The organism is Natronomonas halophila, from assembly GCF_013391085.1.
Lineage (GTDB): Archaea > Halobacteriota > Halobacteria > Halobacteriales > Haloarculaceae > Natronomonas > Natronomonas halophila.
The window spans coordinates 1,742,451-1,756,259 of the sequence record NZ_CP058334.1 but is presented as its reverse complement, the minus strand read 5'-3'; the positions used below and the strand labels follow the sequence as shown (position 1 = coordinate 1,756,259).

15 protein-coding genes are annotated in these 13,809 nt (G+C 65.7%); 6 read left to right on the top strand and 9 right to left on the bottom strand.

The genetic code is table 11. From position 1 onward, the window contains the following. Positions 1–14: 14 nt before the first annotated feature. From HWV23_RS09485 to HWV23_RS09475, 3 genes are read left to right on the top strand one after another with little or no spacing between them, the layout of a single operon-like run. Positions 15–221, top strand: a complete 207-nt coding sequence (locus HWV23_RS09485) for a DUF7561 family protein (RefSeq protein ID WP_178290166.1) — start codon at positions 15–17, stop codon at positions 219–221. 55 nt (positions 222–276) lie between these two features. Further along, entirely contained in the window at positions 277–2,097 is a 1,821-nt protein-coding gene (locus HWV23_RS09480) for an aldehyde ferredoxin oxidoreductase family protein (protein WP_178290165.1), read from the top strand. Next, positions 2,090–2,770, top strand: a complete 681-nt coding sequence (locus HWV23_RS09475; RefSeq protein ID WP_178290164.1) for a DUF7124 domain-containing protein — start codon at positions 2,090–2,092, stop codon at positions 2,768–2,770. The genes HWV23_RS09480 and HWV23_RS09475 overlap by 8 nt, the downstream gene beginning before the upstream one ends. 9 nt (positions 2,771–2,779) lie before the next feature. Here HWV23_RS09475 and HWV23_RS09470 read toward each other — a convergent pair whose 3' ends face one another. Both HWV23_RS09470 and HWV23_RS09465 read right to left on the bottom strand, forming a co-directional pair. Next, on the bottom strand, positions 2,780–3,889 hold the full coding sequence (locus tag HWV23_RS09470; RefSeq protein WP_178290163.1) for a DoxX family protein: 1,110 nt from the start codon (positions 3,887–3,889) through the stop codon (positions 2,780–2,782). Between the two features lie 169 nt (positions 3,890–4,058). Next, on the bottom strand, positions 4,059–4,241 hold the full coding sequence (locus HWV23_RS09465) for a hypothetical protein (RefSeq protein ID WP_178290162.1): 183 nt from the start codon (positions 4,239–4,241) through the stop codon (positions 4,059–4,061). Between the two features lie 77 nt (positions 4,242–4,318). Here HWV23_RS09465 and HWV23_RS09460 point away from each other — a divergent pair, with 77 nt between their 5' ends. Then, positions 4,319–4,720 (top strand): hypothetical protein, encoded by a 402-nt coding sequence (locus HWV23_RS09460; protein ID WP_178290161.1) that lies wholly within the window; start codon positions 4,319–4,321, stop codon positions 4,718–4,720. Positions 4,721–4,749: 29 nt separating this feature from the next. Here HWV23_RS09460 and HWV23_RS09455 read toward each other — a convergent pair whose 3' ends face one another. Genes HWV23_RS09455 through HWV23_RS09440 form a run of 4 tightly spaced genes read right to left on the bottom strand, consistent with a single transcriptional unit; the run spans position 4,750 to position 10,183 of the window. Further along, entirely contained in the window at positions 4,750–5,760 is a 1,011-nt protein-coding gene (locus tag HWV23_RS09455) for a cytochrome b/b6 domain-containing protein (protein ID WP_178290160.1), read from the bottom strand. Continuing rightward, positions 5,760–6,146 (bottom strand): hypothetical protein, encoded by a 387-nt coding sequence (locus HWV23_RS09450; protein WP_178290159.1) that lies wholly within the window; start codon positions 6,144–6,146, stop codon positions 5,760–5,762. The genes HWV23_RS09455 and HWV23_RS09450 overlap by 1 nt, the downstream gene beginning before the upstream one ends. After that, positions 6,143–6,799: a 4Fe-4S dicluster domain-containing protein gene (locus HWV23_RS09445; protein ID WP_211693207.1), complete on the bottom strand. Its 657-nt coding sequence runs from the start codon at positions 6,797–6,799 to the stop codon at positions 6,143–6,145. Before HWV23_RS09445 ends, HWV23_RS09450 begins: the two co-directional genes overlap by 4 nt. A gap of 12 nt (positions 6,800–6,811) precedes the next feature. Continuing rightward, entirely contained in the window at positions 6,812–10,183 is a 3,372-nt protein-coding gene (locus HWV23_RS09440; protein WP_178290158.1) for a molybdopterin-dependent oxidoreductase, read from the bottom strand. Positions 10,184–10,378: 195 nt separating this feature from the next. On the opposite strand from HWV23_RS09440, the gene HWV23_RS09435 reads away from it, so the two are divergent. Both HWV23_RS09435 and HWV23_RS09430 read left to right on the top strand, forming a co-directional pair. Further along, the gene (locus HWV23_RS09435; RefSeq protein ID WP_178290157.1) at positions 10,379–12,535 is read left to right on the top strand and encodes a hydrogenase iron-sulfur subunit; all 2,157 of its coding nucleotides are present in this window, start codon (positions 10,379–10,381) and stop codon (positions 12,533–12,535) included. Further along, positions 12,535–13,182: a TorD/DmsD family molecular chaperone gene (locus HWV23_RS09430; protein WP_178290156.1), complete on the top strand. Its 648-nt coding sequence runs from the start codon at positions 12,535–12,537 to the stop codon at positions 13,180–13,182. Before HWV23_RS09435 ends, HWV23_RS09430 begins: the two co-directional genes overlap by 1 nt. Here HWV23_RS09430 and HWV23_RS09425 read toward each other — a convergent pair. From HWV23_RS09425 to HWV23_RS17190, 3 genes are read right to left on the bottom strand one after another with little or no spacing between them, the layout of a single operon-like run. Further along, positions 13,175–13,396, bottom strand: coding sequence for a hypothetical protein (locus tag HWV23_RS09425; RefSeq protein ID WP_178290155.1), 222 nt, complete (start codon positions 13,394–13,396; stop codon positions 13,175–13,177). The genes HWV23_RS09430 and HWV23_RS09425 overlap by 8 nt on opposite strands. Next, positions 13,389–13,661: a hypothetical protein gene (locus HWV23_RS09420; RefSeq protein WP_178290154.1), complete on the bottom strand. Its 273-nt coding sequence runs from the start codon at positions 13,659–13,661 to the stop codon at positions 13,389–13,391. Before HWV23_RS09420 ends, HWV23_RS09425 begins: the two co-directional genes overlap by 8 nt. 3 nt (positions 13,662–13,664) lie before the next feature. Beyond that, positions 13,665–13,793, bottom strand: coding sequence for a hypothetical protein (locus HWV23_RS17190; RefSeq protein WP_281362650.1), 129 nt, complete (start codon positions 13,791–13,793; stop codon positions 13,665–13,667). Positions 13,794–13,809: the final 16 nt, after the last annotated feature.

Sequence of the window (13,809 nt, the reverse complement as noted above, 5' to 3'; positions counted from 1 at the left end):
CGCCTACCCCGGTTATGGCCAGCGAACCGTGTGAGGGCTGTGGCGACGACGTGCCGATAGGCGGGGGTATCTCCGGCATCTGGTCGTCGGACCCCGAGGGCACCGGCGGCATGACACTGGAGTTCGAGGACGGCACCGAACATTTCCTCTGTTTCGACTGTATCGAGGAGTTGCCCGACGAGCCGAGCGCCGCCGACGTCGCGGCGCTGGACGAGAACTAATCGCGTGGTATGCCACCCCATAGTTTTTACTACCCAATCCCGAAGACTTCGGGGAATGGCCGGACGCGAGTACGTCCTACGAGCGAACCTCTCGTCGGGGACCGTCAGCCGCGAACGCGTTCCCGAGCGATGGCGACGCCGCTTTCTGGGCGGCAAGGGCCTCGGCGCGCGCTACCTCTACGAGGAACTCGACGCCGGCACTGACCCGCTCGGCCCCGATAACCTGCTGGCCTTCTGTATCGGCCCGCTGTCAGGCTACCTGCCCGGCGAAACCCGCTATGCGGCGGTGACGAAATCGCCGCTGACCGGCGGCTTTCTTGACTCGTATGCCGGCGGCGCCTTCGCCGGCCGCCTCGCCGGGTCGCTGGAGGACTGTCTCGCCGTGCTCGTGACCGGCGAGGCCGACGAGCCGGTCCGCATCGTCATCGAGGACGGCGAGGGAGACATCGAACCCGCAGAGACGTGGGGCGAGGACACCGTCGCGGCCGCCGAGGCCCACCCCGATTCGGGCGTCGCCTGCATCGGCCCGGCCGGCGAGCATGGCGTCGCCTACGCGACCATCGCCTCCGACGCTGGCGACCACCACGCCGGCCGCGGCGGCGCGGGCGCGGTCATGGGCGCCAAACGGCTCAAGGCCGTCGTCGTCCGGAACGGCACCCCCGAGACGCCGCCGGAACTCGCCGACCTCCGGGCACGCTACGAGCGCGAGTACGCCGAGGGCGACACCGGCCGGTGGCAGGCCGCCGGCGAGACGCTCGAAAGCATCGACTTCGCCAACGAGGTGGGCGCCCTCGCCACCGAAGGCTGGCAGCGCGACCAGTTCGAGGCCGCCGACGACATCGGCATCGAGGCCGCCGCCGAGGCCGCCGTCGGCCGGGAACACCCCGACCGGGAGGTACCCGGCGGCTTCGAAATCGAGACCGACGAGGGGACCTCCGTTCCGCGCGGCGCGACGCCGATGACTCTCGGGGCCGGCCTCGGCGTCGAAGACTTCGACGCCGTCGCGGAGTTGGGCGGCCTCTGTGACCGCCTCGGCATCGACGTGATTTCGGCCGGCAACGCCGTCGCGTGGGCGATTCGGGCCGCCGAGGCCGACTACATCGACTGCGAGTTGGCCTTCGGCGACGCCGACGGCGCCCGCGCGCTCATCGAGGCCATCGCGACCGGCGCTGCGGGCCCCTGCGAGGCCGGCGTCGCCGAGACGCTCGCCGAGGGCGTCGACGCCGCAAGCGACGCCTACGGCACCGACGACGTCATCCCGACGGTCAAATCCATGGAACTGCCCGCCTACGACCCCCGGGCCGCCGCCGGGATGGCGTTGGCCTACGCGACCAGCGACCGTGGCGGCTGCCACCGGCGGGCCCGGCCCATCGAGTGGGAGGCCTTCGCCGAGGACGCCGACACCAGCGAGCGGGTCGCGGCCGTGGTCGCCGCCCAGAACACCCGCTCGGCGCTGTGGAGTTTCGTCGCCGACGACTTCGCGGGCGAACCGCTGTGGGACGATTTCGGCGCCGAGTGGTTCGACGCCCTCGGCGACGACTACGCTCCCGACGAACTCCACCGGGTCGGCGAACGGGTCTGGAACCTCGTGCGCCTGTTCAACGCCCGCGAGGGCTTCGACCGCGCAACCGACGAACTGCCCGCCGCCTTCACCGAGCCGATTTCCGACGGGCCCGCCGAAGGCGGCCGCATCGACCCCGCGGAGTTCGACGTCCTGCTTGACGCCTACTACGCCGCTCGCGGCTGGAGTCGCGAGGGGCTGCCGACCCGCGAGACGCTCGAACGGCTCGACCTCGAAGCGACCGTCGACCACGACACGCCCGTCGGCGCCGCCCCCGAAACCGCCCCGCGAACCGAAACCGACGACGATGACTGACAAAATCGACCTCGACGACATCGAAACCGACGATGACGACGAACCGGAGGCCAACCACGGCGACTGGCTGTGGCGCGAGGACGGCGACCCGGACGACGAACCCGACGCGCCGGCGCCGGCGGCAAGCGCCGGAAGTGCCGACGCCGAGGCGGACGCGACCGACGACGACGGCCCTGTCCCGCGCGTCCCCCGGGAAAACGAGGACAAGCCAGCGGGCGTGCCGACCGAAAGCGGTGGCTCGGGCGCCGGCGCGACCGTCAGCAACGCTCCCGACGACGCCGAACCGATGGCCGAAGGCCCCCACGGCGGCGGCGTCGACGATATGACGATGGCGTTGACCTACAATGCCGTCACCGCGCTGTCCGACCCGCAACTTGTCGTTGCCTCGGCCCGCGAGTGGGCCGACTGGGTCGGCATCGTCGGCGACGTGAGCGCGCCGGTCATCACCAAGTTCCAGCGCGAACACACCATCGACGCCGACTTCTTCAACGGGACGGGGACCGGGCCCGCCGAACGACTCGCCGATATCGGCAAGACGTCGATGTTCTACGCCGAACGACTGGCCGTCGTCGGCACCCCCGAAGATGAGTGGATTGCCGAGGAATCCGGCTGGGAGTTCGTCCCGCTGGAGACGGCCGCCGAGAAGGCCGACTGGGACATCGAAGAGGAATAGCCGACCCCTTCAATCGTCGACCGTGGTTACGATGTCGTCCCGGGCCGCCGCGGGTTTGTCGGCGCCGATGCGGTTGTCGAGGGCGTAGGCGCCCGCGCCCGTGATGAGAAGCGCCGAGGCGAGGCTGAAGAGGCCGATGTGGGCGAGGACGGGGTCGTCCGGGATACCGAACAGCGTGAGGACGAAGACGCTCAGCGCCGTTATTGCGGAGGTGCGAGTGAAGAAGCCGAACATGATGGCGACGCCGAGGCCGAGTTCGGCGAAGCCGGCGCCCAGCACCCACAGTTCGGCGGGGACGGGCAGCAGCGCGGTGAGGCTGTACTGTTCGACGACGCTGAGGGCCATTTCGGGAGCCAGTAGCTTCTCGAAGAGCCCGAGGAAGGCAAAGGAAAGACCCATCCCGATACGGATGACCGTCGGGACGAACCGCTCGTAGGGGTCGACGGCGCGGTTGAGCCACGATGCGGCGCGGTGGACCGGGTCGAGTTCGCCGTAGACGGTGCCGTCGGCGGCGGCGACTTTCTGCAGGACCTCGTCGGCACTGGGACGGCCGCTACCGACCACCGCGAGGGCGATGAAACCGGGGACCCACTCGAAGGAATACAGCAACAGCGGCTGGAGGAAAAGCGACACCAGATAGGCCAGCAGACCGAGAATGGCGGCCGCTCGCGTGGCGACGCCGAAAAGCAGCGCGAACCCGAGTCCGATCTGGAACAGGCGAGCGAACCCGGGGGCGGTGGCCGGTTCGACGATTGGGTTGAAGAAGTAACCCGCGAAGCCGGCCCCGACGAGCGGGAGGCCGAACCCGAGACGCAGCAGCCACGGCAACAGGTCACGGTAGCCGGTCATCACGTCGCGGAACACCTCAATGTCCCGCTGGAGCGGCTGAACGCGGAGATAGACGCCGAGCGCGACGAGCACGGCGAGAGCGCCGCCCCCGAGGATGGCAGCATTGAACGGGTCCGTCAGCGCATCGGCGAGGAAGGCGAACCCCTCGCCGACGTCCGTCGTATCCGTGACGAACCGCACGTGGGCGGCCACGACCCCCGAACAGACCACGGAGACGGCCCCGAGAGTAACCAGCGCGCGAGAGAGCGTTTTCGCGGTGGGAGTTACCATACATCACACACAGGTGGCGAGATTTAAAAGAGCCGTCGATATGGCGCCATCCGGTCGTCGTGAGGACACCATCAAAAGCAGCTAACGCGTCCCGACCGGGCGGGGAATAACGAACAGCGTGTCGAACCGCCCGTGGCGCCACGATTCGGACGCAGGCGGTTGACACCGATTAGAACATCGTCGACCACACGAGGCCGACGAGGAACAACGCGACCGCCGCGATGGTTCCCCAGTCGCTCCATCGCGTCTCCTCGCCGGTGCCGTCGTCCGACTGTGTCAACACGTAAGCGAATCCGACTATCGCGACCAGCACGACGATGACGGCGTAGACGATGTTTAGGGCACCAGCCATATGTTAACACACATCCCGGACGTATAAAAGCGTTACCGGCGCAACCGTCTTTAGTACTCACTCCGATACATCGTTCCATGCGAATCGAGCTACGGGTGTGTAAGCACTGTTATGACGGAGAACACGGGAACCAACGCAAGACCGAAGTGACGAGGGACATGGTCAACTGCGCCGAGCGGGTCCGCGAGTACAAGGACCTGATCGGCCTCGATTCCGTCTATATCACCAGAGTCGAGGAGGGCGACCCCGGCGGGGCGGAGGCGCTGCCGGCCATCGTCGCCAGCATCGAGAACGACCAGGTGACCCTCTCGGACACCCAGTTGGTGATGGAGGACGAAGACGGGAACATGCTGGTGTACCCGGAGCCGAAGGACATCCTCGAAGTCCTCACGCGTAACATCGACCAGATTCAAGAACAGACGCGACAGGACGTCACCGTGGACCTATCCCAAGAGGGCGCGGAACTGCTGACAGCCTGAAAACGCGAGAAAATCGCCGAAAACGGAGTTCAGTCGTCCGTCCGGGTTTCGCCACCGTCCGCGACCGTCTCGCGCTCTTGGCGGCGCTGCACCTCCTTTTCCCAACGGACTCGCATCACGTTACCGTACATCGAGAGGACGAGGCCGACGAACAGCACGAATATCCCGATGTTGATACCGATAGTGAGCAGGAGATTCGTCAGGTCACCGCTGACGACCAACTCCCGTGGGACCGGGTATCCCTCCCGGACGATACTCCCCATCAACACCGAGACGATACCGATGACGACGAACGAGCCGAAAACCGTCGAGACGGAGTGCCAGCTCGGCGAGAGTTCGAGCCGCTCGATGCCCGTCCCGTCGTGGTCCTCGTCGTCGTCGTGGCTCTCGGGGATCATGCTCCGGGGGATGAACGCCTTCGTCTCGACGGGGTAGAAGGCGGGATGCATCCCGTGTTCGAAGATGTGGAACATCACCCCCATCAGCATGATAATCCCCAGTAGGCCATGGAAGACGACGAACGCCATGGCTGCGGTTCGCGTCGCGAAGTACGACATGAGGCCGGTCTTCGACCAGATGAGCAGCCCCGAGATGGTAAGCAGGGTCAACTCGATGGCGAAGATGGCGACGACGCCCTTGCCCACGTAGGACAGCAGCGGCACCTCGTCGGACTCGTAGCCGGCGAACTGCCGGGCGTGGGGGTGGCGTTCGTCGGCCCGCCCGAGCATGAACTGGACGTCCTGTAGGAACGCCTCGATGTCCTCTTTCACCGGGAGTATCTCCGCGAAGTTGCTCCGGCCGGTCGGGCTGATGAGCATCAGCACCATCCAGAAGACGATGAGCGCGACGAGGCCGATGCCGGCGATGCGGTGCAGCGCGGTGACGCCGGTCGCACCGCCCATCAGCGTCATCAGCCACCACAGCTCCGAGTTGAACATGATGGCGTAGCCGGTGAAGAACAGCAGGAACACGTCGAGCGCCAAAAGCGAGTGGAACAGCGTCGTCACCCGCGTGAACTTGCCGTGGTCGAGATTCGTCATCAGCGTTCACCTCCGTCACCGGAGCCGTCGGCCATTACGGTCTCGCCCGTCTCATCCTCCCCGGGGTGCCGCATCCGAGCGGCGAGACGGCGGAAACTCGCCCAGTGGAGGAACACCAGGAGCAGGATGAACACGCCCAGGATGACGTCGGCGGCGTGGACCAGCGCGATGAGGAAGTCCAGGGCCGGAATCGTGTTGCCGGCGACCCAGTCGGCGCCGACGCCGCCGCCCTCGACGGTGGGGCCAACGCGGAAGAGCGTCTCGTAGAACGGCCCGAACCCGCTGGCCCACCACACCGACAGGACGGCGACCACGATGCCGACCAGCGCCGAGATGAAGACCGATATCGGGGAGTACCCCTCGACCTCGGGCGTCTCGTGACTCATTGGAACTCACCGGCGTCCTCACCGAAGACGATGTCCATCGCCACGTCGTTGAAGAACGGACCCTCGTCGCGTCTATCGAGTTCGTCGGCGATCTGCGAGGGCTGCCCGACGAGGATGGCGTCGGTCGAACACTCCTCGGCACAGGCCGGCCCCTTGCCGACGTCCTGCCGTTCCTCACACATCGTACACTTGTCCATCTTACCGCCGGTACCGAACACCTGTGCGGCGCCGTCGTCCTCCTCGGGGAACTGCGGCGCCCCGAACGGACACGCCGACAGACAGTACTGACAGCCGACACAGAGGTCCTCGCGGACGTCGACGAACTCGTCGTCGGTCTTGATGAGGGAGTCGGTCGGACACACCGAAACGCAGGGTGCGTTGTCGCAGTGGTAACACTGCATCGGGATGGACGTCTCGCCGGGCGAGTCGCCCTGTGCGAGCGCGTTCGCCGCTGACCCCCCGTCGCCCTCCTGACCCTCCAGCATCGTCGAGATGCTGATTCGCTGTTCGTCGTGGGGAACGTCCCACGTTCGCTTGCAGGCGACGACGCAACCGCCACAGTCGATGCATGCGCCGACGTCCGGGAAGATTCGCGTTCCCTCGCCGACGCTCATCACGCCATCGCCCATCACTTCTTTGTTTGATTGAGACATGCTTGTATCACCTCATTGAACCGTTTCGCTGTCACGGACGTCGAAGTCCTTCTGCTGGCCGATGCCGTCACGGTCCTGCGGGAACTCGAGGTCCGTGTCCATCCCGAGTTCCTCGAGCAGGCTCTGGGTAGCCGGTCGGACGGCCACCATCGACACCTTCGTCTCCTGCATCTGCGTCTCGACGTCGTAGCCCCGTGACGTAATCGCGTTCGCCGAATCGCCGATGGCGTACGGGACGGTGCCTTCGGGGTATTTGTCCTCCTGACTCTTGCCCTTGAACACCCCGCCCCAGTGGAACGGGAGGAACACCTCGTCGTCGTTGGGCCGGTCGGTCACTCGTGCCTTCACGAGCACCGACCCCCGGTCGGTCGAGGAGACGACGACGAGGTCGCCGCCGTCGACGCCGAGGTCCTCGGCCTTGTTGGGCGTTATCTCCGCGTACATGTGGGGCTGCAGGTCGGCGGTGTGGATGTTCGACCGCGTCTCCGCGCCGCCACCCTGGTGTTCGACCTGCCGACCGGTCGTCATGATGGTATCGAGCTCCGGGCCGTCGCCATCGCCGTGGATGATGTCCATCGCCGTCTGCTGTTCGGCCGCGTTGTTCTGGTCGAGGCGGTAGTGGTTCCGCTGCTGGCCGTTCGCCGGCCACTCCTCGACGAGGTCCGACCGCGGGCTCTCGATGGGTTCGCGATGCACCGGGATCTTATCGAGGAAGCTCCAGACGACCGCCCGGGCCCGACCCCGACCGGTCGGGGCGTCGGGCTGTTTGTAGTCGTACTCCTCGTAGAAGTCGGGGTCGACGCCCTCACCAATCATGGTCCGGAGGTACTCGTCGAACTCCGGACTTCCGGTGTCGGGGTCGTCGAGTGCCTGTGCGGCGGTGTAGACCGACTCCTGATTGTCCAGCGCGTACTGCTGTGGTATCGTCAGTTCGTCGGACTGTGTCGACTGCGTCGGGTCGATGAGGCTCTGTGGCGGCGTGATTTTCCAGCCCGGATACTCCGGCACGCCGTGAATCTGTCCGTCCTCGGCCAGATCGCGGTTGCTGGCCCAGTCGGGGACGTACGGCGCTCGCGTCAGGTCGAGCGCCTCCTCCATATCGTCGTGGGCGTCGACGGTCTCCTGAAGCGGGTAATCGTCGTCGGTGGGCATCGCGTCCCAGTCGTCCGGCGACGGGGCCTGGACGCCCCATCGAGTCCGGAAGTCCTGTCCCCCGTTGTTGGGGTCCATGTCGTCGTTCCAGATGATGGGTGTCCCCGGATGCCCCTCGCCCCAGCAGGGCCACGGAAGCATCCAGTACTCGCCCTCGACGGGCGTCCCTTCGGCGCCTTTGAGGTCCTCGCTGGAGAACGCGTAGTCGTACTCCAGATGCTGCTGGAGCCGTTCGGGTGTCTGCCGATAGCCGATGGTGTTCGTCCCGAGGTTGAACTCCCGAATGACGTTCTCGTAGGTCGACTTTCCGTTGTACAACTCGGGGCCGCTGCCCCAGTCGAAGTGCTCGCCGAAGCCGAGTTCGTCGGCCAATTCCTGCATGATTCGCAGGTCGGGACGGGAGTTGTGGGCGGGCTTGGCGACCGGTTCGGACCACTGCACCGACCGGTTCGTGTTCGTCAGCGAACGGTAGTGTTCGTACTGACTCGACGCCGGCAGCAACAGGACGGGCGGGCCGTCCTCGTAGTCGGGGAGGACGCTCGCCACCGAGGGGAACACGTCGACGACGACCAGCAGGTCGAGGTTCTCCATGCCCTCCTTCATCTGCTCCATCTCGCTGATGGAGTTCGCGGAGTGGCCCCAGAACACGGCGATTTTCACCTGGTCGGGCTGATAAATCGGCGTGTCCTGATAGCGGTCCTCCTGGTCGAGGGCCGCCTCGAACCAGCGGGCGACCGTGAGCCCGTTCTGGAACATCATCGAGTTCGCGGCCGGTTCCTCGGGGCCGTGGTTTTCGTTGGGTGGGAGCGAATCGGGCTCAAGTTCCTCGTTGCCGCTCTGTCGGACGTACTTGTCCGGCGGCATCAACTCGAACTTGTCGTACATGTCCTCGAACGAGGTCGACCCGCTGGTGTAGGGGTTCTTGTCCCAGATTTCGGCCCACCACGACCAGCCGCCGGGTGTGAGCCCGTAGTAGCCCGGCAGGATGTGACTCGCCACCGCGAGGTCGGTCGCACCCTGAACGTTGGCGTGGCCCCGCATGACCTGCAGGCCGCCGCCGCTGCGGGCCGCGCTTCCGGAGGCGAGGCTCGCGACGGCGTACGAGCGGATGTTCTGGGTCCCGTTGTTGTGCTGGGTGCCGCCCATCGCCCACTCGATCTGGACGTGGGGGCGGTTCTCGTGGACCATCTCGGCGATTCGCTCGATGTCCTCGACGGAGACCCACGTGATGTCCGAGACCGTCTCCTTGTCGTACTGGTCGAGTTCGGCGTCGACGTCTTCCCAGCCCTGGACGCGGTCCGAGAGCATGTTCTGGCCCGTGTCGTCGGCGTCCGGGTCCAGCGCCAGCCCGTACTCGTCGCGGAGTTCCTTGACGACGCCCATCATCAGCGCCACGTCGGTCCCGGGCCTGAACCGGATGAATTCGTCGGCATGGGCTGCCGTCTTCGTGAACCGCGGGTCGAGCACGAGGATGTCCCCGCCACGCTTCTGCCCCTCGAGGATGTGCTGCATCGCGATGGGGTGGGCCTCGGCGGGATTCTGTCCGATGATGATGTCGAGGTCGAAGTTGCGGTAATCGGAGACGGTGTTGGTCATCGCACCGTAACCCCACGTGTTCGCGAGGCCGGTGACCGTCGTCGAGTGGCAGATGCGTGCCTGATGGTCGACGTTGTTCGTTCCCATGAATCCCGCGAGCTTTCGGATGGCGTAGGACTCCTCGTTGGAGTGGTGGGCACTCCCGAGAAGCATCACGCTCTCGCGGCTGTGTTCTTCGTCGACGTCGACGGCGTCGCTCGGCGAAACGTCCGAGTCGGGCCACAGGGCCCGAATGTCGGTGCCGAGGCGGTCGTAGGCGGTATCCCACGACAGCTTCTTCCACTCGCCGTCTTCCCGAATCATCGGGTGTTTGAGGCGCTTTTCGGAGTGTTCGGTCTCGTAGATGCCTGCCCCTTTCGAGCAGAGCGACCCGTTGTTGATCGGGTGGTCTTCCCATGGCTCCATGCCAACGAAGGTATCACCCTTTCGCTCGCCGTGGAAGCCACAGCCGACCGAACAGTAGTTACAAATAGTCTTTGTCAACTCTCCTTCCGTGTCCTGTCCATCGACCTCATCGTCGCTCTGGGCGAGTACCTGCCCAGCGGTACCGCCACCGAGTGCGACAACGCCCGTCAGGGCGCTCGCCTTCATGAACGACCGTCGGTCGAGGTCCAAGGAGACTGGTTCTGTGCTCATACCATGTTTGCGGACCGTGTTGTTTGATTGCGATTCCCTAGCACATAGGAAACCATCCTATATTAAATACCGGGCCGTTAGTAAACGGATATTTATTACATCCGCGGGAGTACGGCGATCTATTAGTATATTTATGTTTTTTCGCCGACGGAACCGTCGCAAAACATATATCCACGGTAGCATTGAACACAGTCGATGAATGTAGGGGCATTCGTTTGCGGCTGTGGCGGCACCTGTGGGCTCGACCTCGAGGAGGTTCGCGAGGGTGTTCGAGACGTCGACGTCGTGGCGTCCTCTGACCTACTCTGTGAGGGCGGTCTCGACGGCGTCGAACACGTCATCGACGAGTACGACCTCGACCAACTCATCGTAACGGCGTCCGACGACCGGTGTAAACGGACGTTCCGCGAGTTGGTCGAGCGGAAAGGGCTCCACCCCGATGCGGCGGCCTTCGTCGACCACCGCGAGGGGGCCGCGTGGGTCCACGACAGCGAGGCCGCGACCGACAAGACCGCCCGCCTGCTCAACGCGACCCACGCGGGGCTGCAGGAGGAAGCCGTCTCCAGAACGGTCTCCCGGGAGGCCGGCGACTCGGTCGCGGTCGTGGGCGACTCCGAAACTGCCGCCGCCCTCGCCGATTCGGCGGATGTCACGCTCGTCGCCGACGGCCGCGAACTCGCCAACGTCGATGCCGACCTCGATGACGTGGATATCGCTCGCGGGGAGGTCGTCGACGTCGACGGGCGGTTCGGCGAGTTCGAACTCACCCTCGAATCGCGAGTCACCGAAGCCTGCATCGACTGCATGGAATGCGTCCGGGAGGGCCCCGACGGCGTCACCAGACGCCCCGTCCAGATTCCGGCCGACGCGCCCGACGGCGAATGGACCGACGTATGTCCGACCGACGCCATCGACATGGACGGGACGACCCGCCGCATCGCCGTCGACCAGGTCATCCATCCCGACGCCGACCCGGATACCCGCGGCGGTCGCGTGGGCTACTACACCGGCCACGTCGACGCCGCCACGATAGCGGCCGTCGAATCCCAACTCGGCGGTATCGAGAAACCCGCGTTCCTCGACCTCGAGATGGACGTCTGTGCCGCGGGCGCCTCCTCACAGGAGGGCTGTACGGCCTGTACGGACGCCTGTCCGCACGACGCGGTCAGTCGACCGTCGGTCGATTCCGTCGAGTTCGACGAGGTGGCCTGTCAGGACTGCGGCGCCTGTACCTCGGCGTGTCCGACCGGGGCCACGCAACTCCGGGAGCCCTCGAACCGCCGCATCGCCCGCGAAGTCGAAGCCCTGCTGAAGGCCGAAAACGACAACGGGGGCTGGCTGTTCAATCGGGGGTCGAGCGGCATCGACCAGCCGGTCGTCGCCTTCGTCTGCTCGGAGCGGGCCGCCGACCGGCTGCGCGAGTACGGCCGCCGGGCGGCCATCGAGGAGGACGTCTCCTATCCGCCGATTCTCCCCGTGAAAGTCAACTGCACCGACACTGTCGGGGAGGCCCACGTCATGCACGCGCTGGCGGCGGGCGCCGACGGCGTCGCCATCGTCGGCTGTGGCGGCGACTGTCTGCACTCCGGACCGGACCCCAAGGCGGAACTGGTCGAGCGCCTGAACCGCGCGACCGCCGATCTCGGTCTGGGCGAGCGCGTCGGCTTCTTCGCACCCGGGGCCGACGACCCCGGCCAGTTCGTCGAGGAACTCTCCAGGTTCGTCGTCGAGCGCCTCGACGAGTCGCCGGTCCCCGCCGGCGAACACGAGGCCGAGGGCACCATCGAGGGCGACATCGACCGCCCGGCGTTTGCCTCCCACGCGTGGACGCTGGAGTCCGTTCGCGTCCTCCTCGAACACGTCGACCCCGACCGGGAGGTCATCCGCGGCCTGAAGGACTTCGGCTGGATGGACGTCTCGGACGCCTGCAACCTCACGCCGACCTGTACGAACCTGTGTCCGACCGACGCCATCCAGCGGACGAACGAGGGCGACCTGCTGTTCAACCACGAACGCTGTGTCAACTGCGGCCTCTGCGAGGAGGGGTGTCCGGAGACGGCCATCACGATGCAGGACGGACTGGACCTGTCGCTCCTCCCGGAGAACCGCGAGGAGGTCCGCGAGGAGGTCCCCGAGGACGTCCCGAGTGCCGCCTGGACGAGCGTCTACGAGGGCGAGATGCAGGAATGCGTTCGCTGCGGCAAGCCCTTCGCGTCCGCCGGAACCATCGACAAGGTCCGCGGGGAGGTCGGCGACGCGGTTCAAGGTATCGCACCCAACTCACCGCATTCGGTCTTCGAGTACTGTGGCGATTGTCGAACGTCGCTGCTGTTCGAGCGAGGTGAAAACTGATGGACGAAACTCAAATCTACGAGGCGCGACTGGAAGTGATCGATTTCCTCATCGAGGTGTTCTACGACGCCCCCGACGAGGAGTTCCTCGGACGGCTGTTCTCCGACGAGGTAGCCGTCCCCGAGGGAGAAATCAACGACCCGATGGACCGCGGCTTCGAACGGCTCGAGGCGTTCATCGAAGCCAACCGGTCGCGGTCGGTCGAGGACGTTTCCGACGAACTCCGAACGGAGTACACACGGCTGTTCGTGGGGCCGCGTCCACCGGCGCTTCCCCACGAGACCTACTATCGCGAGGACACGGACTTCATCGGCGAGGGACTCGCGGAACTGGAGGCGGATTACTCGGCGGCGGGTTGGAAGCCCCACGAGGACTACCCCGAGGAAAACGACCACATCGCCGTCGAACTCGCGTTCCTCCGCGATCTGGTCGACCGCCAGCGACGCGGAGAGGAGGCCGCCTTCGGCTTCGAGCGGGTCTTCCTCGACGAACACCTCGGGCGATGGCACGAGGCGTTCCTCGAAACGGTTCAGGACGAGTTCGACATGAAGGAAGCAGAGGCGAACCTCTTTCTCGCCGCGACGGAGGTGTTCGTCGGCCTCGTCGAGTTCGAGGACGAACTCGTCGCCCAGCAGGTGCCTACGTAGCCCCGTAGACGACGACGAACCCCGCCAGCAACGCGAGGACGCCGAGCGCGGCCACCACGGGCGCGCCGGCGTCTATCGTCCGTTCCATCAGGAAGTAACTGGTCCAGACGCCGCGCCATTCGGCGAACAGCGAGACGACGCCGATGCCGACGACCACCGCGAGCAACGACCCGACGGCCGAAGCCAGCGCCGCGGTGCCGAGGCGGTTACTCATCGTACCACCGGCCGACGACGAGCACTCCAAAGAGCGGCACTAACAGGGCAAGCAAGTACTCCACCAGCGTCGCCATATACCGTATCGTCGATTCGAGGTGGATGGACCAGTGCCACGTTCCCTTCAGTCCGGCGATGACGGCGACGGTGCCGACGACGAGAATCGAGAGGCCAATCAGCGTCGCGACTACGTAGACCGCCGTACGGACGTATCCGAGCGCTCGAGTCAGGTTCGAATCGGTCGTTGACTTCGTTTCGACGGCCATAGTTCAATCCCAGTGTTGTCTGTAGGCATCCCACGTGACGACGGCGATAGCGACGAGTCCGAGACCGAGGACCGCCAGTGACGTCATCGACGTTTCGGGCGTCGAACCGAGGTGTGCGATACCGTTTACCACACACCTAGTTTCGAGT

Coding starts and splice junctions, on each gene's coding strand:
- HWV23_RS09485 (WP_178290166.1), top strand. CDS start 15: ATGGCCAGCGAACCGTGTGAGGGCTGTGGCGACGACGTGCCGATAGGC.
- HWV23_RS09480 (WP_178290165.1), top strand. CDS start 277: ATGGCCGGACGCGAGTACGTCCTACGAGCGAACCTCTCGTCGGGGACC.
- HWV23_RS09475 (WP_178290164.1), top strand. CDS start 2,090: ATGACTGACAAAATCGACCTCGACGACATCGAAACCGACGATGACGAC.
- HWV23_RS09470 (WP_178290163.1), bottom strand. CDS start 3,889: ATGGTAACTCCCACCGCGAAAACGCTCTCTCGCGCGCTGGTTACTCTC.
- HWV23_RS09465 (WP_178290162.1), bottom strand. CDS start 4,241: ATGGCTGGTGCCCTAAACATCGTCTACGCCGTCATCGTCGTGCTGGTC.
- HWV23_RS09460 (WP_178290161.1), top strand. CDS start 4,319: ATGCGAATCGAGCTACGGGTGTGTAAGCACTGTTATGACGGAGAACAC.
- HWV23_RS09455 (WP_178290160.1), bottom strand. CDS start 5,760: ATGACGAATCTCGACCACGGCAAGTTCACGCGGGTGACGACGCTGTTC.
- HWV23_RS09450 (WP_178290159.1), bottom strand. CDS start 6,146: ATGAGTCACGAGACGCCCGAGGTCGAGGGGTACTCCCCGATATCGGTC.
- HWV23_RS09445 (WP_211693207.1), bottom strand. CDS start 6,799: ATGTCTCAATCAAACAAAGAAGTGATGGGCGATGGCGTGATGAGCGTC.
- HWV23_RS09440 (WP_178290158.1), bottom strand. CDS start 10,183: ATGAGCACAGAACCAGTCTCCTTGGACCTCGACCGACGGTCGTTCATG.
- HWV23_RS09435 (WP_178290157.1), top strand. CDS start 10,379: ATGAATGTAGGGGCATTCGTTTGCGGCTGTGGCGGCACCTGTGGGCTC.
- HWV23_RS09430 (WP_178290156.1), top strand. CDS start 12,535: ATGGACGAAACTCAAATCTACGAGGCGCGACTGGAAGTGATCGATTTC.
- HWV23_RS09425 (WP_178290155.1), bottom strand. CDS start 13,396: ATGAGTAACCGCCTCGGCACCGCGGCGCTGGCTTCGGCCGTCGGGTCG.
- HWV23_RS09420 (WP_178290154.1), bottom strand. CDS start 13,661: ATGGCCGTCGAAACGAAGTCAACGACCGATTCGAACCTGACTCGAGCG.